Source organism: Billgrantia ethanolica, assembly GCF_021404305.1.
In the GTDB taxonomy this organism is placed as follows: Bacteria; Pseudomonadota; Gammaproteobacteria; order Pseudomonadales; family Halomonadaceae; genus Halomonas; species Halomonas ethanolica.
Genome location: NZ_JABFTX010000001.1, coordinates 261,637 through 284,646, shown reverse-complemented (window position 1 = coordinate 284,646; position 23,010 = coordinate 261,637). Strand labels below are relative to the sequence as shown.

21 protein-coding genes are annotated in these 23,010 nt (G+C 66.1%); 6 read left to right on the top strand and 15 right to left on the bottom strand.

Going from position 1 to position 23,010, the window contains the following annotated elements; translation table 11 throughout:
- Positions 1–34 precede the first annotated feature (34 nt).
- The 5 genes from lpxK to HOP53_RS01275 are packed head-to-tail and all read right to left on the bottom strand — an operon-like array spanning position 35 to position 6,208.
- The gene (gene lpxK, locus HOP53_RS01295) at positions 35–1,039 is read right to left on the bottom strand and encodes a tetraacyldisaccharide 4'-kinase (protein WP_234268319.1); all 1,005 of its coding nucleotides are present in this window, start codon (positions 1,037–1,039) and stop codon (positions 35–37) included.
- Positions 1,036–2,793, bottom strand: a complete 1,758-nt coding sequence (gene msbA / locus HOP53_RS01290) for a lipid A export permease/ATP-binding protein MsbA (RefSeq protein WP_234268318.1) — start codon at positions 2,791–2,793, stop codon at positions 1,036–1,038. Before msbA ends, lpxK begins: the two co-directional genes overlap by 4 nt.
- The gene (locus tag HOP53_RS01285; protein ID WP_234268313.1) at positions 2,790–3,218 is read right to left on the bottom strand and encodes an ExbD/TolR family protein; all 429 of its coding nucleotides are present in this window, start codon (positions 3,216–3,218) and stop codon (positions 2,790–2,792) included. Before HOP53_RS01285 ends, msbA begins: the two co-directional genes overlap by 4 nt.
- A complete protein-coding gene (locus HOP53_RS01280) occupies positions 3,215–3,883 on the bottom strand; it encodes a MotA/TolQ/ExbB proton channel family protein (RefSeq protein ID WP_234268311.1) in 669 nt (222 codons plus the stop codon). Before HOP53_RS01280 ends, HOP53_RS01285 begins: the two co-directional genes overlap by 4 nt.
- Before the next feature lie 33 nt (positions 3,884–3,916).
- A complete protein-coding gene (locus HOP53_RS01275) occupies positions 3,917–6,208 on the bottom strand; it encodes a DNA internalization-related competence protein ComEC/Rec2 (RefSeq protein ID WP_234268309.1) in 2,292 nt (763 codons plus the stop codon).
- A gap of 128 nt (positions 6,209–6,336) precedes the next feature.
- Between HOP53_RS01275 and HOP53_RS01270 the strand changes: the two genes are divergently transcribed.
- Positions 6,337–6,876 (top strand): DUF2062 domain-containing protein, encoded by a 540-nt coding sequence (locus HOP53_RS01270; protein ID WP_010627938.1) that lies wholly within the window; start codon positions 6,337–6,339, stop codon positions 6,874–6,876.
- Positions 6,877–6,926: 50 nt separating this feature from the next.
- Here the strand turns inward: HOP53_RS01270 and HOP53_RS01265 are convergent, their stop codons facing one another.
- The gene (locus HOP53_RS01265; RefSeq protein WP_086508383.1) at positions 6,927–7,661 is read right to left on the bottom strand and encodes an ABC transporter ATP-binding protein; all 735 of its coding nucleotides are present in this window, start codon (positions 7,659–7,661) and stop codon (positions 6,927–6,929) included.
- Positions 7,654–8,895 (bottom strand): lipoprotein-releasing ABC transporter permease subunit, encoded by a 1,242-nt coding sequence (locus HOP53_RS01260; RefSeq protein WP_086508384.1) that lies wholly within the window; start codon positions 8,893–8,895, stop codon positions 7,654–7,656. Before HOP53_RS01260 ends, HOP53_RS01265 begins: the two co-directional genes overlap by 8 nt.
- A 389-nt stretch (positions 8,896–9,284) precedes the next feature.
- Here HOP53_RS01260 and HOP53_RS01255 point away from each other — a divergent pair, with 389 nt between their 5' ends.
- Positions 9,285–10,346 carry an agmatine deiminase family protein gene (locus tag HOP53_RS01255; protein WP_234268307.1) on the top strand — a complete coding sequence of 354 codons (1,062 nt, stop codon included), beginning with the start codon at positions 9,285–9,287 and terminating at the stop codon, positions 10,344–10,346.
- Positions 10,343–11,245: a carbon-nitrogen hydrolase gene (locus tag HOP53_RS01250; RefSeq protein WP_234268305.1), complete on the top strand. Its 903-nt coding sequence runs from the start codon at positions 10,343–10,345 to the stop codon at positions 11,243–11,245. The genes HOP53_RS01255 and HOP53_RS01250 overlap by 4 nt, the downstream gene beginning before the upstream one ends.
- Before the next feature lie 314 nt (positions 11,246–11,559).
- Here HOP53_RS01250 and HOP53_RS01245 read toward each other — a convergent pair whose 3' ends face one another.
- From HOP53_RS01245 to HOP53_RS01230, 4 genes are all read right to left on the bottom strand, one after another.
- On the bottom strand, positions 11,560–12,519 hold the full coding sequence (locus HOP53_RS01245; RefSeq protein ID WP_234268303.1) for a Nudix family hydrolase: 960 nt from the start codon (positions 12,517–12,519) through the stop codon (positions 11,560–11,562).
- Between the two features lie 79 nt (positions 12,520–12,598).
- Complete coding sequence (argJ, locus tag HOP53_RS01240) at positions 12,599–13,828, bottom strand: bifunctional glutamate N-acetyltransferase/amino-acid acetyltransferase ArgJ (protein ID WP_234268301.1); 1,230 nt, start codon at positions 13,826–13,828, stop codon at positions 12,599–12,601.
- A gap of 63 nt (positions 13,829–13,891) precedes the next feature.
- The gene (secA, locus tag HOP53_RS01235) at positions 13,892–16,630 is read right to left on the bottom strand and encodes a preprotein translocase subunit SecA (RefSeq protein ID WP_234268300.1); all 2,739 of its coding nucleotides are present in this window, start codon (positions 16,628–16,630) and stop codon (positions 13,892–13,894) included.
- A 62-nt stretch (positions 16,631–16,692) separates the two neighbouring features.
- Positions 16,693–17,088, bottom strand: a complete 396-nt coding sequence (locus HOP53_RS01230) for a hypothetical protein (RefSeq protein ID WP_234268298.1) — start codon at positions 17,086–17,088, stop codon at positions 16,693–16,695.
- A 96-nt stretch (positions 17,089–17,184) separates the two neighbouring features.
- Between HOP53_RS01230 and HOP53_RS01225 the strand changes: the two genes are divergently transcribed.
- A complete protein-coding gene (locus HOP53_RS01225) occupies positions 17,185–17,619 on the top strand; it encodes a DUF721 domain-containing protein (RefSeq protein ID WP_234268297.1) in 435 nt (144 codons plus the stop codon).
- A gap of 11 nt (positions 17,620–17,630) precedes the next feature.
- Here HOP53_RS01225 and HOP53_RS01220 read toward each other — a convergent pair whose 3' ends face one another.
- Complete coding sequence (locus HOP53_RS01220) at positions 17,631–17,891, bottom strand: hypothetical protein (RefSeq protein ID WP_234268295.1); 261 nt, start codon at positions 17,889–17,891, stop codon at positions 17,631–17,633.
- A 181-nt stretch (positions 17,892–18,072) separates the two neighbouring features.
- On the opposite strand from HOP53_RS01220, the gene HOP53_RS01215 reads away from it, so the two are divergent.
- Positions 18,073–18,381, top strand: coding sequence for a winged helix-turn-helix domain-containing protein (locus HOP53_RS01215; RefSeq protein WP_234268294.1), 309 nt, complete (start codon positions 18,073–18,075; stop codon positions 18,379–18,381).
- Between the two features lie 6 nt (positions 18,382–18,387).
- Positions 18,388–19,413 (top strand): alpha/beta fold hydrolase, encoded by a 1,026-nt coding sequence (locus tag HOP53_RS01210; protein WP_234268293.1) that lies wholly within the window; start codon positions 18,388–18,390, stop codon positions 19,411–19,413.
- A gap of 90 nt (positions 19,414–19,503) precedes the next feature.
- Here the strand turns inward: HOP53_RS01210 and HOP53_RS01205 are convergent, their stop codons facing one another.
- From HOP53_RS01205 to HOP53_RS01195, 3 genes are all read right to left on the bottom strand, one after another.
- A complete protein-coding gene (locus HOP53_RS01205; protein WP_234268292.1) occupies positions 19,504–21,315 on the bottom strand; it encodes an acyl-CoA dehydrogenase C-terminal domain-containing protein in 1,812 nt (603 codons plus the stop codon).
- A gap of 382 nt (positions 21,316–21,697) precedes the next feature.
- Positions 21,698–22,150, bottom strand: coding sequence for a MarR family winged helix-turn-helix transcriptional regulator (locus HOP53_RS01200; protein ID WP_234268290.1), 453 nt, complete (start codon positions 22,148–22,150; stop codon positions 21,698–21,700).
- A gap of 82 nt (positions 22,151–22,232) precedes the next feature.
- A complete protein-coding gene (locus HOP53_RS01195; protein ID WP_234268285.1) occupies positions 22,233–23,000 on the bottom strand; it encodes an SDR family NAD(P)-dependent oxidoreductase in 768 nt (255 codons plus the stop codon).
- Positions 23,001–23,010: the final 10 nt, after the last annotated feature.

The window sequence follows — 23,010 nt, the reverse complement described above, 5'->3', positions numbered from 1 at the left end:
CGAGTAGTATGCTCTCGCTTACCTGACCATTCGGTTATCGCAGGCTTGCAAGGCGTCTGTCCAGCCAGGCCACGAAGTTCGGCGAAGGTTCGGCTTCGACCTCCAGCACCCAGACCTCCCCGAGCACCAGCGAGTCGCACTTTTCGGCATCCTTGGCCGTCATCACCACCGGCAGGCCGTCGCCGAAGGTCAGATCCTGGGCCGTGAAGCGGTGGTGATCGGGAAAGGCATGCGGCTCTGCCCGCACACCCAGCGCCTCCAGCGTGGCGAAGAAGCGCTGCGGATTGCCGATACCCGCCACGCCGTGAACCGGCCCGTCGAAAGGCAGCGGCATGAGGGGCCTGACCTCACCATCGCTCAGCGAACGCCAGCGCGCCGGCACCAGGCGAAAGATCCAGGCGTCCGCCGCAGCGGAGAAGGCTGGCTCGCCGTTTATCAGTACTGCATCCACCTCGTCCAGCCGCGACAGCGGCTCGCGCAGCGGGCCGGCCGGCAGACAGCGGCCGTTGCCGAAGCCTCGACGGCCGTCAACGACCACCAGCTCGAGATCGCGCCCCAGCGCCAAGTGTTGCAGGCCGTCGTCGCTGAGCAGGATATCGCAGCCCAGCTGGCACAGGGCCTTGGCTCCACGCGGCCGGTCGGGGTCTACCACCACCGGCACGCCGGTCTGGCGCGCCAGCATGCGCGGCTCGTCGCCGCTGTGGGCGATGGGCGTGTCGGTCGTGACATGCAGCGGATAGCCGGCACCCTGCTCCAGCTTGCCACCATAGCCCCGCGAAACGATTCCCGGCTGCCAGCCACGCTCACTCAGATGGCGCGCCAGCCAGGCCACCAGGGGTGACTTGCCGGTACCTCCCAGGGTCACGTTCCCCACCACGATCACCGGCACTTCGGCTCGCCACACCGCGCGCCGGCCGTCACGATAGGCAGCCGCACGGCGCGCCACCACGTGCCGATAGAGTGCCTCGAGGGGGGCCAGCAGCCTGAGCCAGGCACTGCCGCCATAGGCGGCCTGAAGCCAGCGCTCCCCCAGGCTCATGACACCGGGGCTTCCTGGAACTGCAGCCGGTGCAGGGCCGCATAGGCACCATCGCGGCCGATGAGCTCGGCATGGCTGCCCTGCTCGACGATCCGACCCTGCTCCATCACCAGGATGCGATCGGCCCGCTCGATGGTGGAGAGCCGGTGGGCGATGACCAGGGTGGTACGGCCGCGACACACCACCTCCAGCGCCTGCTGGATGTAACGCTCCGACTCGGTGTCCAGCGCCGAGGTCGCTTCGTCGAGCACCAGCAGCGGAGAATCCTTGAAGATCGCCCGTGCGATGGCGAGCCGCTGGCGCTGGCCGCCGGAGAGCATGACGCCGTTGTCGCCGACGATGGTGTCGTAGCCATCGGGCAGACGCTCGATGAACTCATGGGCATAGGCCGCCTTCGCGGCGCTCTCGATGGCGCCCCGGTCTGCTTCCGGCATGCCATAGGCGATGTTGTCGGCCACGCTGGCGTTGAACAGCGTGACCTGCTGCGACACCAGGGCGATCTGCCGGCGCAGCGGTGCCAGGCGGTATTCATCGAGGGGTACGTCGTCGATCAGTACCTCCCCGGCGGTGGGCCGATAGAAGCGCGGCAGCAGCCCGGCCAGCGTCGACTTGCCGCTGCCCGAGCGGCCGACGATGGCGACCATCTCGCCCGGCTCGATGAGCACATCGATACCCTTGAGCACGTCGGGCTGATCGTCGCCATAGCGGAAGTGCACCCCGCGCAGTTCGACGCGACCGCGAAGGCGCTCGGGCTCGCGAGTGCCCTCATCGGGCTCGAGCGGCACCTGCATCAGGCCGAAAAGCTCCCCGGCGGCGGCAATGCCCTTCTGGATCTCGCTGTTGATCTCGGTGAGCTGACGTACCGGCTTGGCCATCAGCGAGGCGGCGGTGATGAAGGCGACGAACTCGCCGGGGGTCATGTCAGCCAGCAGCGCCGGTGACATGGCCAGCCATACCAGCACGGCCAGCGACACGGCGATCAGCAGCTGGATCACCGGCGTGCTGATCGCCTTGGTCAGGGCTTCCTTCATCTTCTGCTGGCGGTTGTAGTCGCTGGCCCGGGCAAAGCGCGCCTTCTCGTACGCTTCGGCCCCATGGGTGCGCACTACTCGGTAGCCCGTCAGTGCTTCGGAGGCGACATGGGTGACGTCGCCCATGGAGTCCTGGATACGCTGGGAGATGCGCCGAAAGCGCTTGCTGGCGTAGCTCACCACACCGCCGATCAGCGGCGTCACCGCCACGAACAGCAGGGTCAGCATCCAGTTGGTCCACAGCAGGTAGGACAGCAGCCCCACCACGAACAGCCCCTCGCGCAGCAGGATGGTGATGGCGTTGGTCGCCGCCCCGGTGACCTGCTCAACGTGATAGGTGACCCGCGAGATCAGATGTCCGCTGGAGTGCGAATCGAAGAAGCGCCCGGGCAGGTGCAGCATGTGGTTGAACACGTTGCAGCGCAGCGCATGGACCACGTTGCGCGCCACGTTGCTCATGAAGTAGGTACCGAGGAAGGTGCCCAGCCCCCTGGCGGCGAACATCAGCACCACGAACAGCGGCAGCAGCAGGCGGAAGGCGGCGTCCGGGTTCTGGATGCCGTCGATCAGGCGCTTCATCATCTCGGCCAGGGCCGTGCTGGAGGCCGCATAGATGGCGTAGCCGACGATCGCCAGGGAAAAGGAGATCCAGTGAGGCTTCACATAAGCCAGCAGCTGCTTGTAGAGGGCCCAGCCCGAGTGTTGGGTCCGGTCTTGATTCACGGTGTCTCCGCTTGCGTGGATGTTGCCTGTGTTTCGCGCGTGGCGATGCGCACCTGGCGGATGCCGAGAACGCCGGCCTGGTCCAGGGCGCGCACCACATCGGCATGTACCGCTCTGGCGTCGGCTTCGACCACCAGCCCATGCTGCCTGGCCTGCTCGGCCTCGTCGGCCAGCGCCCGGCTCAGTTCAGCGGCGCCGAGTTCCCGCTCGCCCAGGCGATAGCGCCCTTGTTCGGTCACCACCAGGGTGACCGGCGATGCCTCGAGATCCACCCCGGAAACGCTCTCCGGAAGGGTCAGTTCGAGGGCCTGCCGCGTCTCGAACGTCGTCGACACCATGAAGAAGATCAGCAGCAGGAAAACCACGTCGATGAGCGGCGTGAGGTTGACCTCCACCGGATCCTGGCGCCTGCGAGCGAACTTCACGTGGGCCGCGCCTCCGCGCCAGGGCGCTCACCTTCACGCTGGTCATTGAAGCCGATCTCGCCGCGATAGTGAGCGAGAAACTCGACCACCTGGCTGGCCTGCTCCTCCATGCGCACGGTGATCTCCTCGACCCGGCGCTGGAAGTAGCGGTGGAACATCAGCGCCGGGATCGCCACGGTGAGCCCGGCGGCGGTGGTCACCAGGGCCCGAGAGATGCCACCGGCGAGCTCTGCGGTACGCCCCACGCCGTCGGCGGAGACGATCACGGCAAAGACCTCGATCATACCCACCACGGTGCCCAGCAGCCCGATCAGCGGCGTGATGGCGGCAATGGTTCCCAGTGGGCTGAGAAAACGCTCCATGTCGTGGATCACCGCCGTGGCGGCCTCCTGCAGCCGCGCTCTCACCTGCTCGTGGCCCAGCCTGGCATTGCGCAGCCCAGCTGCCAGCACGCCCCCCAAAGGAGAGTGCCCCTCCAGCCAATACAGATTGACCTGGCCGCGCGCCACGAGCGAGCAGACCTCCTGGCCCAGGCCATAGGGCGCGATACGCTTGGCCCGCAGCGTCCACAGCCGCTCGATGATGATCACTGTCGCCAGCAGCGAGCACCCCAGCAAGGGGATCATCAACCAGCCGCCGGCGATGAGCGCATCCATCATGTCCATGGTTATCCCCTCTTCACGCAACCAGCGTCGCGATCACTGGCGCGATTCTACCGCATGGCACCTGCCTTCGACACCGCCACGGCGCCAGGGCGTTGGGCGGGCAGCGCTTGGCGATGCCGTCTGTCGTTCGCCCAGCCAGAAGGTCACGGCACCATCCAGCGCCGTGCTCCACTGACAGCTACCAGCACGGCGAAAGCGGCGCACCACCTCATCGTGAGGGTGACCGAAGGCATTGTGACGCCCAGCACTGTAGACGACGTGCTCGGGTGCGAGCATCTGTACCAGTTGCGGCCCCGAACTGGTGCGGCTGCCGTGATGCCCCGCCACCAGCAGGGTGATGGGGAGCTGCACGTCGAGCAGGAACATACGCTCGATGTCACGCCCCACGTCGCCGGTGATCAACAGGCGGTCCTGGCCGACCGTCACCTCGAGCACACAGGAGCGGTCGTTGCTCGACAGCTCGGCCGTCTCCTCGGGCGGCCACAGCACGCGATAGGCGACGCCGTCTCGCTGCCATGCCTGGCCCCGCAGGCAGCTGTCGAAAGGTACGTCTATCGCCTCGCCGGGCGGCGCCAGAAAGCGTTCCACCGTGTGACGCTCAGCCAATACGGCAACACCACCGGCATGGTCGAGATCGTCGTGACTGACCATCACCTCGTCGAAATGCTGTCCCGCCGGCCACAGTGAACTCAGCGGTGCGAAGCCCGAGGCGAAACGCGGCCCGGTGTCATACAGCAGACGGTAATTGGCGCTGCGCAGTTCGACCAGTTGGCCCTGGCCGACGTCCTGCACCCTCACCCGCAGCGTGCCCGGTTCGGGACCAGAGGCCTCGAGCCCCAGCATGGCCGGCACCAGCAGCAGCGTCGCTCCCAGGCGCAGCGCACCGGCGAGCCCCGGCAGCGCCCACAGCAGCGCCACCAGCCCGAGCATCAATGCCAGCGGCCAGACGAGTTCCGCCAGTGGCCACCACAGCGGCAGCACCGCCACCGACAGTTCGAGCACACCCACCAGCACTTGAGTGGTGAACTCGAACAGACGCCAGCACAGCGCAGCGAGCAGCGGCACCGGTGCGAGCAGCCAGCCCAGCAGCCCCAGCGGTACCAGCACCGTGCTGACCAGCGGCACCGCCACTATATTGACCAGCGGAGCCGCCGGCGCCAGCCGCGCGAAGGCCATCAGCACCGCGGCCGCCATCAGCGGCGCCAAGAGCATCTGCGTGCGTACCAGTCCCCAGCTCCAGCCGCGAAATCCGCGCAGTCGGGGTCGGCCCTGCCAGATCAGGATCAGCAGCGCCACGGCAACGAAAGAGAGCCACAGCCCGGGGCGCCACACCGACAGCGGGTCGATCAATACCACCAGGCCCAATGCCAGCCACCAGGCCTGCCAGGGCCCCGGTGCATGGCGCCCGCTGGCCACCCACAGCCCAAGCAAGGTCATGATCATGGCACGCATGGCGGGCGGTTGCAGGCCCGCCAGCCAGGCATAGCCAACCGCCGCCGCACCTGCCAGCCACCAGGGCCATACCGCCATGCGCCACAGGCGGGGCGTCACCACGCGCGACACGCTACGACCGACCAGCAGCACGAAAGCCGCCACCAACCCCACATGCAGACCGGAGATGACCACCAGGTGGGTCGTGCCGCTGGCATTGAGCAGATCCCAGTCGTCACGCTCGAGCCGCTCACCGGCCCCCAGGGTCAGCGCAGCCAACCAGCGGCGCGCCTGAGGCGACAGATCCTGGGCGTCGAGATGCTCGAGCGCGCGCTCACGCAGCGAGGCCGGCGCCGGCCTCAGACGCTCAGCGGCAGGCTCGCTACGCACATAGCCGGTCGCCTGGATGCCCTCACGCCATAGCCAGGCGCCGTAATCGAAGGTGCCGGGGTTGGCGAAACCGGCCGGCGGCCTCAGGCGCACCGTCAGCGCCCAGCGCTCTCCGGCATGTATCTCGGGCGCCCCATAGAAGCTGAGTCGTATCCGTCTCAGCGCATCGCAAGGCAGCCGGGCGGAGTCCAGCGGGCGACAGGCGTCGACACGCAGCATCAAGCGGCTGAGCCGACCTTCGTCCTCCACCGACTCGATGCGCCCTGCCACCAGCAGGTCTTCGCGCAACAACCCATCCGGCAGCACGGCGCCCCTGGCCAGCAGTATCTGACTGGAGGTGACAGCAACAAGCCCACCCAGCATCACGGCGCGCCAGTGTCCACGGCCCGCCAGCCACAGCAGACACAACGCCCAGGCCTCGAACAGCCCAGGTGGTGCCAGATGCCCCAGACCGACCCCCGCCAGTGCCGCCAGCGCCAGCGGCATCGCCATGCCAATTCGCACGCTCCCTGTCTCCCTCGATCCCTGACCCGGCTCATCTCGTGGCGTCATCTTATTGTTGCGCCCAGCATGGCGGGCCACGCCCCATCCATGGATAATACCCGGGTCCCGAAGCAGCGAGCCAACCCGACATGCCGCGCCGATTCCTGCAGCGCTACATGCCCAACCCCGATACGCTCAGGCGCCAGCGCTCGCTGCGCTTCATGAGCCGCATGATCGGCGACCCCGGGCTTTGGGTGCTGTCGCGCCGCACCGTGGCCAATGCCTTCTCGGTCGGGCTGTTCAGCGCCATGCTGCCGATTCCCTTCCAGATGGTGGTGGCTGCCTTCGGCGCCTGGGTACTGCGCTGCAACCTGCCTCTCTCGGTCGGCCTGGTATGGATCACCAATCCCCTGACCATGCCGCTGATCTTCTATGGCAACTACCGTATCGGCGCCTGGCTGATGGATACCCCGGTGCGCGAAGCCCCTGCCCGCCTGTCGACCCACTGGATCGCCTCACGCATGGCCGACATCCTGCCGGCCCTGGCGCTCGGCTCGGTGGTATCGGCCATCGTGTTCGCTATTCTGGGCAACCTGCTGGTACGCCTGGTGTGGCGCTGGCACATCTCGCGCAGCTGGAAACAGCGTGCCATGCGTCGTCGCCTGCGGCGCATGGAAATGGAGGACTGAGCCCCCGTTGAACGGGGGCTCGAAAGGTTTGCCGACGGAATCGCTGCCGCTCAGTGCTGCTCGGTCAGACGCCCGCCGTCGAGCTTCATGACGCGATCCTGATGCGCAGCAAGCGACGGATCGTGGGTCACCACGACGAAAGCGCATTCGGTGGTCCGCGCCAGCTCGTCCATCAGCGCCAGGATGCTGGCCGCCGTAGCCTGATCCAGGTTGCCGGTGGGCTCGTCCATCAGTACCAGGCTTGGGTCGGTGACCAGCGCCCGGGCAATGGCCACCCGCTGACGCTCGCCTCCGGAGAGTTCGCCCGGCTTGTGATCGGCGCGGTGCTCGATGCCCACCTTGACCAGCAGTTCACGCGCCTGCGCCTCGGCCGCCTTCTTGCGCATACCCCGCACGATCAGCGGCAACGCGGCGTTTTCCAGGGCAGTGAACTCGGCCAGCAGATGGTGGAACTGGTAGACGAAACCGATGTGGCGATTGCGGAACTTGCCCAGCGCCGCTTCGCCCAGGTCCAGCAGCGACTCACCGGCAATGGCCACCTCGCCGCGGGTGGGACGGTCGAGCCCCCCCAACAGGTTGAGCAGCGTGGTCTTGCCCGAGCCGGAGCTACCCACCACGGCGACACGCTCCCCGGCGCGCACTTCCAGCGACAGGGAGTCGAGCACGGTCACGTCCTGCGGCCCCTCGTGGTAGATCCGGGTCAGGTCGCGGCAGGCCAGCATCACCTTGCCGCTGGCCGTGCGCTGGATCAGTTCGTCCTTGTTCACGGTGGCTGAATCACTCATAGCGCAGTACCTCCGCGGGTTGCACGCGCGACGCGCGCCAGGCCGGATAGAGCGTGGACAGGAAGGTCAAGCCGAAGGCGGCGGCCACGATGTTACGTACGTCGTCCCAGTGCAGGCGCGACGGCAGATCGCTGATGAAGTAGACCCCGGCATCGAGGAACTGGATGCCGAGCGCCGATTCCACCCAGCCGATCAGGTCGCTGATGGTCAGCGCCAGCAGGATCCCGAGCGCCACGCCGATGGCGATGCCGATCACGCCGATGGCCATGCCCTGCACCACGAAGATGCCCATGATCGAGCGTGGCGTGGCGCCGATGGTACGCAGGATGGCGATGTCGGCATGCTTGTCGGTCACCACCATGACCAGGGTCGAGACGATGTTGAAGGCGGCCACGGCGATGATCACCGTCAGCAGCAGCGCGATCATGCGCTTCTCCATCTGGATGGCCTGGAACAGGTTGCCGTGGGAGAAGGTCCAGTCGATGCCGCGGTAGCCGGTGCCCAGCTCGTTGATGATGGCACGGGTCTCGCTGGCGGCGACGAACAGGTCGTCCAACTCCAGACGCAACCCACCCACGGCGTCGCCGAGACGCGCCAGGGTCTGCATGTCCTCGATGTTGGCGTAGGCCAGGTTGGCGTCGAGGTCGGCACCCACACTGAAGATACCGCTCACGGTGAAGCGCTTGAGGCGGGGGAAGACCCCGGCCGGTGTGATCGAGGCCTCCGGTACCAGCAACGTAACCCGATCCCCTACGCCGACACCGAGGTGTCGCGCCAGCAGCGAGCCGAGCACGATGTTCCACTCACCCGGCTGCAGGTCGTCGAGACTGCCCCGCTGCATGTGCCGGCCGATGATCGAGACGCGATCCTCCCACTCGGGATGGATACCGTTGACCATGGCCCCCTCGTTTCGCCCGCCTACGGAGAACATGCCCTGCTGCTGCACGTAGGGCGCGGCACCGATCACTCGCTCGCGCTGCATCAGCCGTTCTGCCATGGCCTCCCACTCGACCAGGCCGCTACGCGACTCGATCTTGGTGTGCGGCACCATGCCGAGAATACGGGTGCGCAGCTCGTGGTCGAAGCCGTTCATCACCGAGAGCACCAGGATCAGCACCGCCACACCCAGCATCAGGCCCAGCATGGAGGTGAGAGAAATGAAGGATATGAAGTGGTTGCGGCGCTTGGCGCGCACATATCGCAACCCGATCAGCAGTGGCAGGCGGTCGAGCATCATCGCGTTCCTTGTCAGAGGTGGCCATGGTACGGTTTTTTGCGCCGCGCTGCATCGGCTGCGCAATCATTCCCCGAAGCTTGCATCATTGACGGTGCCGGCCTACATTGCGCCGACTCGCTATCCGGCCCCGTTCCAAGGAAGCACTGAACAAATCGACGAGCGAGATGAAGCACAAGGCGCACGGAGCACAGTACCGAGCGAAGCGACAAACAGCCGTAGGCTGGCCCCGAAGGGGCGAGTAGCCGAAGGCTGCGAGTCAACCGGAGCATATGGGTTATATGTGAGGATCCGCCGGTCCGACGCTTCGGCACCGCGCAACGCAGTGATTCGCTCGCGTAGGCATTTGTGCAGCGCTTCCCTAAGACGCGACTCAAGAGGCTTTGCTCATGGCCAACCGCCTGCTCCCCGAATGGCACCCCCAGGATGCCGTCCAGCTCACCTGGCCCACTCCGACCAGCGACTGGGCGCCTCTTCTCGAGCGCATCGAGGCCACCATGGAAGCCATGGTGGTCGCCATCACGCGCTATCAGCACGTGTTGATCGCGGTACCCGATGCCGCCACCCGCGTACATCTTTCCCAGCGCTTCGCCAATCTGGGCGTCGAGGCCTCGCGCCTGCACCTCGCGGTGGCCGACGCCGACGACACCTGGGCGCGGGACCACGGCCCCATCGCCATCGAGCGCGACGGCAGCCCCGTTCTGCTCGACTACGTCTTCACCGGCTGGGGCGGCAAGTTCGAGGCCGGGCGCGATAACGAGCTGACGCGGAAGCTGGCCGAACTCGACGCTTACGCCTGCCCGGTGGAAAGCCGTGACGTGGTGCTCGAAGGCGGTGCCATCGAAACCGACGGCGAAGGCACCCTGCTCACCACCGAGGCCTGCCTGCTCAACCCCAACCGCAACCCGCACCTCGACCGCGAGGCGGTGGAAGCCCTGCTCAAGGCCGACTTCGGCGTCGAACGGGTACTGTGGCTGGCCCATGGCCATCTGGAAGGCGACGACACCGACAGCCACGTGGACACCCTGGCGCGTTTCTGCGACCCGGCCACCATCGCCTATGTACGCTGCGACGACGAGTCCGATCCGCACTACCCGGCCCTGGCCGCCATGGAAGCCGAGCTCCAGGCGCTGCGCCGCAGCGATGGCGAGCCCTATCGACTGGTGCCTCTGCCGTGGCCACGCCCCTGCTTCGATCCGGTGGACGGCCACCGGTTGCCGGCCACCTACGCCAACTTCCTGATCGTGAACTCCGCGGTGCTGGTGCCTGTCTATGGTGACGCCGCCGACAGCCGGGCGCTCGTCGCCCTGGCCTCCGCCTTCCCCGACCGCGATATCGTGCCGATCGACTGCCTGAGCGTGATCCGCCAGCACGGCAGCCTGCACTGCCTGACCATGCAGCTCCCCCAGGGCAGCCTGAACGTCGCAACTCAGCAAGGAGAGACATCATGACCCGCACCCTCAAGGTCGGCCTGGTCCAGCAACCCGCCTGGCCCGACAAGAGCAAGAGCCTGGCCGAGAGCGAGGCCGGCGTGCGCGAGCTGGCTGCCGCCGGCGCCGAGCTGGTGCTGCTGCAGGAGCTGCATGCCACGCACTACTTCTGCCAGTACGAAGACACCGAACTGTTCGACCTGGCAGAACCGCTGGACGGCCCCACAGGCCAGCGCCTGGCGGCACTCGCCGCGGAGCTCGGCATCGTGCTGGTGGGCTCGCTGTTCGAGCGCCGCGCTCCGGGCCTCTACCACAACACCGCCGTGGTCTACGACGGCGACCGGGGCCGGGTCGGCGTGTACCGCAAGATGCATATCCCCGACGACCCGGGCTTCTACGAGAAGTTCTACTTCGCCCCGGGCGATCAGGACGACAGCCGCAAGCAGGGCTTCCAGCCCATTGACACCTCGGTGGGCCGTCTGGGCTTGCTGGTATGTTGGGACCAGTGGTACCCGGAGGCGGCGCGCCTGATGGCCCTGGCCGGGGCGGAAGTGCTGCTCTACCCCACCGCCATCGGCTGGAGCCCTTCCGACGACGACGGCGAGAAGGCACGCCAGAAGGAGGCCTGGACGCTGATCCAGCGCAGCCATGCGGTGGCCAACGGACTGCCGGTGGTGGTTGCCAATCGCGTCGGCCACGAACCGGACCACTCCGGCGTGGGCGAAGGCATCGACTTCTGGGGCGGCAGCTTCGTCGCCGGCCCTCAGGGCGAGCTGCTGGCCCACGCCGGCACCAAGGCCGAGCGTATGCTGGTCACGCTCGACATGAGCCGCTGCGAGGACGTGCGGCGTATCTGGCCCTACCTGCGCGACCGCCGCATCGACGCCTATGGCGATCTGACCCGGCGCTACCGGGATTGACATCCTTGGGCCTGGAGCGCAAGCGGCTCCGGCGACAGGCCCCGGAGCGCCGGACCGTCGATGAGGCGCTGTAAACCCATCCCTGGGCGCTATTTTTGCCCTGCTGCGCTCTCGCATCCTGCTCCACTTGCAGGACCGGTGCTGGCCATCCATGGCCAGCCCGTTCGGAGCAGTGCTCCTCACCCATGGCAAAAAACCTCCTCTCCGGCCTATCCCCGGAGCCTCGGGAGAGCTCAGGCTGGAATTGGTCGGACTAGTAAAGAAAAACCCACCGCTGCCAAAGCATGCGGTGGGTTTTTCGTTTAGCGCCAGGCTCAGGCGTCCGGTGCTTTCCAGAAATCACGGATCGAGGCGATGCCCTGGGCACCCACGGCGCGGGCGTGGTTGGCGTCGAAGCGGGACATCCCGCCCAGCGCGAACACCGGCATGGCGGCACGCTCCACCATCTGCTGGAAGTCGTGCCAGCCCATCGGCGCCACCTCAGGGTGCGACGGCGTGGTACGCAGCGGCGAAAGCGTGACGAAGTCGCAGCCGATACGAGCCGCCTGGCCAAGCTGCTTGCGGTCGTGGGTGGAGGCCGCCAGCCACTTGTCCTCGGCGATGGGGCGACGCTCGAGACTCATCAGCCGCTCGCTGGTGAGGTGCACGCCGTCGGCTTCCACCCTGTCCAGCAGAGCTGGATCGGCATTGAGCAGCAGGCGGGCGCCGTGGCGACGACAAAGCTCCAGGGCACGCTCGGCGCGGGCCAGATAAGCCGCTTCGTCCAGCGTCTTGGCACGCAGTTGCACCAGCCGTACGCCATCCTCCACCAAGGCACGCTCGAGGCAGGCATCGAAGGCCGTCTCGTCGGCCTCCTCGGCGGTGATGAGGTACTCGGTGGGCAGCATCACCGCCTGCAGGATCGGCAGGTTGGCCGCCGGGAACGGATAGTTGACCAGCTCATCGAGCGGCACCCAGCGTATCGCCTGACCTTCACGGCCGAACGGCTCACCGCTGAACTCGTGCACCTGCCAGACATCGAGCAGAATGTGCTTGTCCGGATACTCGTGATGGATACGGATCAGCGGCTGGGCACGCTTGATCTCCACCCCGAGCTCCTCGTGGAGCTCGCGCTTGAGCCCCTCCAGGCCGGTCTCGTAAGGCGCCAGCTTGCCCCCGGGGAATTCCCACAACCCGCCGTGATCGACGTTGGAGGGGCGACGAGCGATGAGTGCTTTCTCACCATCGCTGCTGATGATGGCGGCAGCCGCCACGTGCACCCGTCTCTTCACCATTACGTTCATTGACTCCTACCCGCTGGTCCCGCACCGAACGCTCGGCGCGGGTATCGTTCTCGCCTCGCGACTTCTTGGTCTAGCTGCGATAGTCGGCGTTGATACTGACGTAGTCGTGAGACAGGTCGGTGGTCCACACGGTGGCCCCCTCCTCGCCCCGCCCCAATGCAATACGAATCACGATTTCCTCTTCGCCCATCACCCGGCTGCCATCCTCCTCGGTGTAGCTGGTGGCACGACCACCCTGCTCCACCAGACGCACTTCGCCGAGGTCGATGGTCACCCGACCGACGTCGAAATCGTGCAGCGGCGCACGCCCCACTGCCGCCAGGATACGTCCCCAGTTGGCGTCCGAAGCGAACAGCGCCGTCTTCACCAGCGGCGAGTGCGCCACGGTGAAGGCCACGTCCAGCGCCTCTTGGCGTGTGGCCGCTTCCTGCACCTGCAGGGTGACGAACTTGGTCGCGCCCTCGCCATCGCGGACGATGGCCTGAGCCAGCTCGGTCATGACCCGCTGCAGGCCGTTGCGGAAGATCGCCACCTGGTCCTCGCTGGCCACCGTGGCACCGCGGCCAGTGGCGATCAGCATGCAGGCGTCATTGGTGGAGGTGTCGCCATCCACACTGATGCAGTTGAACGAGCGGTCCACCGTCTCGCGCAGCAGCACATCGAGCAGCGCCTGCTCGATGTTCGCATCGGTCGCGACGAAGGCCAGCATGGTCGCCATGTTGGGCTTGATCATGCCCGAGCCCTTGCTGATGCCATTGATGGTGACCGTGTGCTCGCCCATCTCCAGGGTCACGCTGGCGCCCTTGGCTCGCGTATCGGTGGTCAGGATACCTTCACCGGCCTGCTGCCAGGCCCCGGCATCCGCACTCAGCGACTCCAGCGCCTGGGGCAAACCAGACAGCAACCGCTCCATGGGCAGCGGCTCGCCGATCACCCCGGTGGAGAATGGCAGCACGCTTTCGGCCGGCACCCCGGCGAGCCGGGCGAGCTCGGCGCAGGTCGCCCGGGCATCGCGGAGGCCGATTTCGCCGGTACCGGCATTGGCATTGCCGGTATTGATCACCAGCAGACGAACCCCCTCACAGCGGGCCTGGCACTCGGCCAGGTGCTGCTTGGCCACCGTCACCGGGGCGGCACAGAAAGCATTGAGGGTGAAACTGCCCGCCACCTTGGCGCCCTCGGGGATCTCGATCACTACCAGATCGCGCCGCCCAGGCTTCTTGATACCAGCCATGGCGGTGCCCAGACGCAGCCCTTCAATGACCGGCATGACCGGAAAACGTGTCTCACCCACTGCCATGAAATGGTGACTCCTCAGTTAGTTGGAGCAGTTACGGCATGCGCTGCGCTCGCAGGTTCCGGATCAGCTCAGCTGGCCGCAGCACTGCTTGTACTTCTTGCCCGAGCCACAGGGACAGGGGTCGTTACGCCCCACCTTGGGCCCCTCGCGGCGTACCGGGCGCCCATCGCCCGCCGGAGCGGTCGCGGCGCCCGCCTGCTCCTCTCCGTCGAGTTCGGGGGCATCGTGACGGCTGGCAGCGGCAGCCTTCTCCCTCTCCAACGCCTCGCGCCGCTGACGTTCGAGTTCGTCGACCTCCTCGGGTCGGCGCACGTGCACGTGGCTGGTGATACGCGTGATATCGGCCTTGATATTGGTCAGCAGGGTCTGGAACAGCTCGAACGACTCGCGCTTGTACTCCTGCTTGGGATTCTTCTGAGCATAGCCGCGTAGATGGATACCACGACGCAGATGATCCATCGACTGCAGGTGCTCCTTCCAGCGCGTGTCGAGCACTTGCAGCATAATCTGCTTCTCGAAGCGACGGATGAGCTCCTCGCCGGCGATGTCTACCTTCTCCTGATAGGCCTTGCGGTGCATCTCGTGCAGACGCTCGCGCAGTTGCTCCTCGTGGAAGCGCTCATCCGCTGCGGACCACTCGACCACCGGTGCCTCGAGATTGAACTCGGTCTTGAGATGTTCCTGCAGGCCGGCCAGGTCCCACTGCTCTGGCAGGCTCTGGGGTGGCACGAACTCGCTGACGGCCAGATCCAGCACCTCGTCACGGATGCCCAGCACGTTCTGGGAGACGTCCTCGGCGGCCAGAATCTCGTTGCGCTGCTCGTAGATCACGCGGCGCTGATCGTTGGCCACGTCGTCGTACTCGAGCAGCTGCTTACGGATGTCGAAGTTGCGGCTCTCGACCTTCTTTTGGGCCCGCTCAACGGCGTTGGTCACCATCTTGTGCTCGATGGCCTCGCCGCGTTCCAGCCCCAGCGCCTTCATCATGCGCTGTACGCGGTCGGAGCCGAACAGACGCATCAGGCTGTCTTCCATGGAGAGGAAGAAACGCGTCGAACCCGGGTCGCCCTGACGGCCGGCACGTCCACGCAGCTGGTTGTCGATACGCCGCGACTCGTGACGCTCGGAGCCGATCACGTGCAGGCCGCCGGCCTCCAGCACCGCCTGGTGACGCACCCGCCACTCCTCGCGCAGTTGTGCGATCTGATCCTCGCTGGGATTCTCGAGCTTGGCCGCCTCGGCCTCCCAGTTACCGCCCAGTACGATATCGGTACCGCGACCGGCCATGTTGGTGGCAATGGTGATGGCACCCGGACGTCCGGCCTGGGCGATGATCTCGGCTTCGCTCTGGTGCTGCTTGGCGTTGAGCACGTTGAAGTTGAGTCCGGCCTGCTTCATCAGCCCGGCGAGGTACTCGGAGGTCTCGATGGAGGCGGTGCCCACCAGCACCGGGCGTCCGGCCTCGGTCTCGGCCTTGACGTCGTTGATGATCGCCTCGTACTTCTCCTCTCCCGTGAGGTAGACCAGATCGTTGAGGTCGCGACGCACCAGCGGCCGGTTGGTCGGGATGACGATGACGTCCAGACCGTAGATCTGGCGAAATTCAAAGGCTTCGGTATCGGCGGTACCGGTCATGCCGGCCAGCTTGTGGTAGAGGCGGAAGTAGTTCTGGAAGGTGGTCGAGGCCAGGGTCTGGCTCTCGCGCTGTACCGGCACCCCCTCCTTGGCCTCCACCGCCTGGTGCAGGCCCTCGGACCAGCGGCGCCCCGGCATGGTGCGGCCGGTGTGCTCGTCGACGATCACCACCTGGTTGTTGGCGACGATGTAGTCGACGTCACGATGGTAGAGGTGCCGCGCACGCAGTGCCGAATGCATGTGATGCAGCAGGTTGAGGTTCTGGGCGGCGTAGAGCGAATCGTCGGCGCCGAGCAGCCCCTCGGCGCGCATCAGCTCTTCCACCTTGTTGTGACCCGCCTCGGTGATCTCGACCTGCTTCTGCTTCTCCTCGAGCACGAAGTCGCCTTCGATGGGAGCATCGGCATCCTCCGAGACCTCACCTCTCTCCAACTGGGCCGCCAGGCGGTCGACCACCTTGTAGAGTTCGGTGTTCTCGTCCACGGCGCCGGAGATGATCAGCGGCGTACGCGCCTCGTCGATGAGGATGGAGTCGACCTCGTCGATGATGGCGAAGCTCAGCCCGCGCTGGACCTTGTCCTCCAGCGAGAAGGCCATATTGTCGCGCAGATAATCGAAGCCGTACTCGTTGTTGGTGCCGTAGGTGATGTCGCAGGCGTAGGCGGCGCGCTTCTCCTCGGAGGTCTGCCCGGCGAAGATGATGCCCACCGAGAGGCCCAGGAATTCGTAAAGCGGGCGCATCCACTCGGCGTCGCGCCGCGCCAGGTAGTCGTTGACGGTCACCACGTGCACGCCCTCGCCCGGCAGGGCGTTGAGATAGACCGCCAGGGTGGCCACCAGCGTCTTGCCCTCGCCGGTCTTCATCTCGGCGATGCGGCCGCGGTGCAGGGTCATGCCGCCGACCATCTGCACGTCGAAGTGACGCATGCTCATCACCCGCTTACTGGCCTCGCGCACGGTGGCGAAGGCTTCGGGCAGCAGGGAGTCGAGGCTCTCGCCGTTGGCCAGGCGTGTACGGAACTCATCGGTACGCGCCTGGAGCGCGGCATCGTCGAGGGATTCGTACTGCGGCTCCAGGGCGTTGATCTGCTGGACCTGGCGCTGCATGCGCTTGACTTCACGATCGTTCTTGGAACCGACGACCTTGCGTAAAAGAGTATTGATCATGGAACGTCCAATCTGCGTGTCGCATTCAGCCGATGACCCGGGCACCCATCGAGGGGCTGCGGTCAGCGGCAGGAAGAGTTGGCTTGGTGAAGGCGATACGCAAGAGGTGGGCCACGCCGCGTGAGCACGTCATGGTCGGCCGCCCAGCGGCGCTGCGGCAGCGCCCGCGGTGGGCCGACGGCCTTCCTGACCTGCGCCACCGGCCGACGCCGCGGCCAGTGTGGCAGCGCACGCCGACGGGCCACATAGCGGCAGCGGGCGCGCATAAGCGTCGGTGCGAGAATGCAGGTCTGGACGACACGCTCGGCCAGGCGCAGGGTTTCCGCCTGGGTCAAGCCGGCCGGCAGCAGACAGCTGACCAGCAGGCCGGCGAGCCACCAGCGCGAACGCTGTCGACAGCGTGTCGTCGCAGCCGAAGGGCTGGCGACACTACGATCCTGTGGCGGGGCGGCGGTCATGCTGTCGCTGATCTCCGAGCGTGCTAGGCTTGCCGTGTTGGGAAGATGAGAAACAAGCACATGAGTATAAAGGTTAAGCGCTCGCGAGCACAGCCCATGTCGCGCCTCCTCGGAGGCAACGGCGAGCTGGCGCCGCTGATGCGTACGGCACGTCTGATCGGCAAGGCCCAGCAACACCTGCGCGACCATCTGCCGGATGAGGTGCGCGAGCACGTCTTCGTCGGCGGCTTTCGCGACGGCAAGCTGACGCTGCTGACCGACCGCGCCGTATGGCTGACCTGGCTACGCTACGAGCAGCCGCGCCTGATCGAGCTGCTGCACCGCTTGCCGGAATTTGCCGCCGTCACGGGCTTCAGCCTCAAGGTACGTCCCGTACGGCCGCTCAAGGTGCCGCCGCGGCAGGTCAGGCAGCTGCCCGCCCCGGCTGCCGATGAGATCTCCGCCTGCGCCGCCGACGTCGAGGATCCGCGCCTCAAGCGAGCCCTCGAGCGACTCGCCTCCCATGCCAAGCACGGTGACGAGTCGCCCTAACAACAGCTTCTTCATGACAATCGGTAGGTAATGCCGTCGACCTCGACCTCTTGGATGTCGGCATAGGCGACGGTAACCCCGTTGATGTCTCCGGGTGCTCCGTCATGCTCCATCAGCGTGGTTTCAGGCACTACCTTGACCCCCGTGGCACCCACATGCTGGATACGAGCCGAGAAGCGTTTCCCCTCGCGCTCGACTACCACCCGCTCACCGAACATGCAGCGCCCCACCTGGGACAGCAGCTCCGCTTCGCTTACCTGTTTGACTGTCATGCTGATCCTCCCTGTCGATGCGCCGCTCCAAAAAGCTGCGGCGAGAGCATTCCATGCCTTTCAATGTAGGAGATGAAGCCGAGAATGACATCCCGTAGCCGGCTGGTGGAAGCTCATGTCCCGGCGCTATGCTATGGGCGAGTAGATGTTGCCAGACCCACCTCTTCATTCGCAGGTAACCATGACCCTTAGCAAGACCCAGTCCAGCTTCTATCGCCGCCTGTACCTGGCCCACCTGATCGAGTGCGGCATCAGCAGCGTCCCGGCCATCGTCAACGCCACCGGCATGCCCCGCCGCACCGCCCAGGACACACTCAAGGCCCTGGAGGAACTGGACATCCGCTGCGAATTTCGACCGGCACCTGGCGAACGTCACAATAGCGGGGGCTACGCCATCGTCGACTGGGGTCCGATCGATCCCACCTGGGTGAAAGAGCACGCCGAGCGGCTGCGTACCGCCCTGAGCTATCCCGAAATCCCACGAGCCTGAGCCGACATGAGCTGGCACGCCTGGAACTGCAGAGGACTGCTGGCCATGGTCATCTTGCTGGTCGTCCATCTGACCGGCTGTGCCGGGCCGGCACTGCAAACGCCGGGGCCGGGCGCCAGCGTGCCTCAACTGGCCGCCTACCAGGTGATTGCCGACGACGGCTACCGCCTGCCGCTGCGCCATTGGCCAGCCGAAGACGAAGCCGAGGTGATCGTGTTGGCGGTACACGGTTTCAACGATCATGCCGGTAGCTTCGAGGTCATGGCCCAAGCCCTGGCCCCGCACGGCATCGAGGTCTATGCCCACGACCAGCGTGGCTTCGGCACTACCGAGCAGCGCCGTATCTGGGCCGGTCACGAGCGCCTGCGCGACGACGTCGTCATGCTGACGAAGCTGCTGCGTGAGCGCCATCAAGACAAGCCGCTGTATGTGATCGGCAAGAGCATGGGAGCCGCGATCGTACTGCTTGCCATGACCGCCGACACGCCGCCGCCGGTAGACGGCAGCATACTGATCGCACCCGCGGTGTGGGGCACGGAGACCATGCCCTGGTATCAACGTGCCGGGCTCTGGCTCGGCGTGCGTCTGATGCCCCAAACCACTTTCTCGATCCGCACCACCCGGCGCCTGGGCATCGAGCCCACCGACGACGACGAGATCAAGCGCCAGCTCGCCGGCGACCCCCTGATTCTGCGCAGCGCACGAGTCGACACCCTGGCAGGCCTGACCAATACCATGGGGCTGGCTCTCGAAGCGTCGAGCAAGCTGCCCTCACCGGCTCTGATCCTCTACGGCGACGAGGATCAGGTTATTCCTACTGAAGCCTACTGCGCCCTGCTGGAGCGCTTGCCGCAGGATGAGGCGGTACGCCTGGCGTTCTATCCCGGCGGCTACCATATGCTCACCCGCTACAGCCAACGTGAGCGCACCGAGCAGGATATCGCCGCCTGGCTTCATGACCCCACCGCCGAGCTTCCTTCGGGGCTCGAAGTCGCTCGCGAGATACCGCTGTCCACGCTGTGCGATCGATAGCTTGTCGGGCCGGAAATAAAAAAGCGGCGGGCAAGGCCCGCCGCGAAACACCGATCAGTCGCACTGACCGAGAGAGATGCCTGGTAACGATCAGATCTCGAAGCCGAGACCGAACTCCTCCGCCGACAGTGCCATCAGCGGCTCGGCGCCGGCCTGAATGCACTGGGCGTGGGCGCGGGTGCGCGGCAACAGACGCTGGAAGTAGAAGCGCGCGGTCTTGACCTTGGCCTGGTAGAAGGCCGCTTCGTCGCTGCCACCCGCCATGGCTTGCTGAGCCTGCTTGGCGGCACGGGCGAAGAGGTAGGCAAGGGTCACGTAGCCGGAATACATCAGGTAGTCGACGCTGGCCGCACCGACTTCCTCACGGTCGTTCATCGCTTTCATGCCGATGCCCATGGTCAGCTCGCCCCACTCGGCGTTGAGCTTGGCCAGCGGCGCGACGAACTCGGCCATGTCGGCGTTGCCCTCTTCGCCTTTGCAGAACTTGTGAATCTCCTTGGTGAAGACCTTGAGGCTCTCGCCCTGGCTCATCAACACCTTGCGACCCAGCAGGTCGAGGGCCTGGATGCCGGTGGTGCCTTCATAGAGGCGCGTGATGCGGGAGTCGCGCACCAGCTGCTCCATGCCCCACTCCTGGATGAAACCGTGACCGCCGAAGACCTGTACGCCCTCGTTGGTGGCTTCGAAGCCCACCTCGGTGAGGAACGCCTTGACGATCGGCGTCAGCAGGCTGAGCAGGGTCTCGGCGCGCTCGCGCTCGGCGGCGTCCTGGCCGTGCTCGACGACATCCAGCATCTGTGCGGTGTAGAGCACCAGCATCCGACCGCCTTCGGCGAAGGCCTTCTGGGTCAGCAGCATGCGACGCACGTCGGGATGCACGATGATCGGGTCGGCGGGCTTCTCGGGCGCCTGCGGACCGGAGAGCGCGCGCATCTGCAGACGGTCGCGGGCATAGGCCAGCGCGTTCTGGAAGCTCGCCTCGGTCAGACCCAGGCCCTGGATGCCCACACCCAGGCGCGCGGCGTTCATCATGGTGAACATGCAGGCCAGTCCTTTGTTGGGCGGACCGACGAGGAAGCCGCGGGCGGCGTCGAAGTTCATCACGCAGGTGGCGTTGCCGTGGATGCCCATCTTGTGCTCCAGCGAGCCGCAGGCCACGCCGTTGCGCTCGCCGGGGTTGCCCTCGGCATCCGGCAGGAACTTGGGGACCACGAACAGGGAGATGCCCTTGGAGCCTTCCGGGGCATCGGGCAGCTTGGCCAGCACCAGATGCACGATGTTCTCGGCCAGATCATGCTCGCCGGCAGAGATGAAGATCTTGGTGCCGGTGATCTCGTAGGCGCCATCGGCAGTGGGCACGGCGCGGGTCTTGATCAGGCCCAGGTCGGTACCGCAGTGCGGCTCGGTCAGACACATGGTGCCGGTCCACACGCCCTCGACCAGCTTGGTGAGGTAGGTGGCCTGCTGCTCCTCGGTGCCATGATGGCGCAGCGCGTCGGCAGCACCATGCGACAGGCCGGGGTACATGCCCCACGCCAGGTTGGTGGCGCAGATCATCTCGGAAAGCACCATGGCCAGCGAGTGCGGCAAGCCCTGGCCGCCATGGGCAGGCTCCGCCGCCAGGCTCGGCCAGCCGCCTTCGACATACTGCTGGTAGGCCTCCTTGAAGCCCTTGGGCGCCTTGACTTCGCCGCCCTCGAGCAGACAGCCCTCCTGGTCGCCGCTCTGGTTCAGCGGCAGCAGCACCTCGCGGGTGAAGCGGGCGCCCTCTTCGAGAATGGCGGCCACCACGTCAGGCGTCGCGTCTTCACCACCCGGCAAGCGGGCATAGTGAGCGGGATAGTCCAGCATTTCGTCCATCACGAAACGAAGATCGCGCAGGGGGGCCTGATAATCGGGCATCTCTACTCTCCACAAAAGGTCGCCGAAACGGGTCGCCTGAAGCCGGGCGTGGGAAAGCAGCGTCAGCCGCTTTCAAACATGTGTTTGAAACTAGCTCGCACAAAGCGCCGAGTCAAGCGCTCGTTTTAATCTTTTCTTCCACCTGCCTGCCCCACCCTCAGTACACGCTCAGACAAGACGCGGGATGAGAGGCTACGGAACTCCCAGCGGCTCGCACCAGGCGCCTGACACGGCGGTAGGCGCCGAGCCCAGGGCTTTCACGATTACGCCATCAATAGTTGCACAAAAATAATTGGCACCAATATATTGCGCACCATACAAGAAGCGAGAATTCCCCAGGGAAGAGGGTGCCGCGCCACCTTGGCCGGCATTCAGGTCCGGCTCATGGCATGGCGTCGTAAAGCCTGTCTCGCAGCGCCTCGAGCCGTGCCTTCAGCTCCTCCAGCTCCTCCTGCGGCTGACCGCTGGCCATGACCACACAGCCGGGGATCTCCTGTGCCTGCACCTGCAACGCCCTGCCCCGCTCAGTGAGAAACAGTTCGACGACTCGTTCGTCGCGCCGGTTACGCACCCGCCGCAGCAGCCCCTCGGCTTCCAGCCGCTTGAACACGGGGGTCAACGAACCGGTGTCGGTCATCAGGCGCCGACTGATGGCCCCGGCGCTCTGGCCATCCTGCTGCCACAGGGTGAGGAGAACGAGATATTGCGGATAGGTGAGGCCAAGCCCCTTGAGCAGGGGCTTGTAGAACTTGGTCATCAACAGTGAAGTGGAGTACAGCGTGAAACAGAGCTGACTCTCGAGTTCGAGGTCAGTGCCGATCTCCTGGCTGGGCATGGCAGGCGTTCCTGTTACGGCTTGTCGTGCATCCTACGCTAACGCGCCGACAAGTAGCCTGCCAAGGTAGCGCTACCAACGCTCACTGCATGCGGATGCCGCCGTCGAGGCGGATCACTTCGCCGTTGAGCATGGCATTGGTGATGATCTGCTCGGCCAGGCGAGCGAACTCGTCGGGATGGCCCAGGCGTTTGGGGAATGGTACCGAGGCGGCCAGCGCCTTGGCGGCCTCGTCGGGAATCTCGCTCATCATCGGCGTCTGGAATACCCCGGGGGCAATGGCCATCACGCGGATGCCATGGCGCGACAGCTCGCGTGCCGCCGGCAGGCTCATGCCCACCACCCCGGCCTTGGAGGCGCTGTAGGCGCACTGCCCAACCTGGCCGTCGAAGGCGGCGATGGAGGCCGTGTTGACGATGACCCCGCGCTCGCCATCGTCGCTCGGTGCATTTTTCGCCATGGCGGCGGCGGCCAGACGCATGACGTTGAAGGTGCCAACCAGGTTGATCTGCACCGTGCGTGCGTAGGCGTCGAGGTCGGCCGGGTTGCCTTCGCGGTCGACCAGCTTGGCCACGCTGACCACGCCGGCGCAGTGCACCACACCTGCCAGGCCCGCATCACCCCCCAGGGCGACGGCGGCGTCCACCGCTGCCTGCATGTCGGCCGCAGAGGTCACGTCGCCGCGTACCGCGCGGGCGGCCTCGCCGAGCGTTTCGGCGTGGGCCTCGACGGCCTCGCTCAGGTCGCAGAGCACCACCCGGCCGCCGCCGGCCACCAGGCGTTCGGCGGTGGCCGCTCCCAGTCCGGAGGCGGCGCCGGTGATCAGAAAGGTACGGTCCTTCACTTGCATGGGGTTGTCT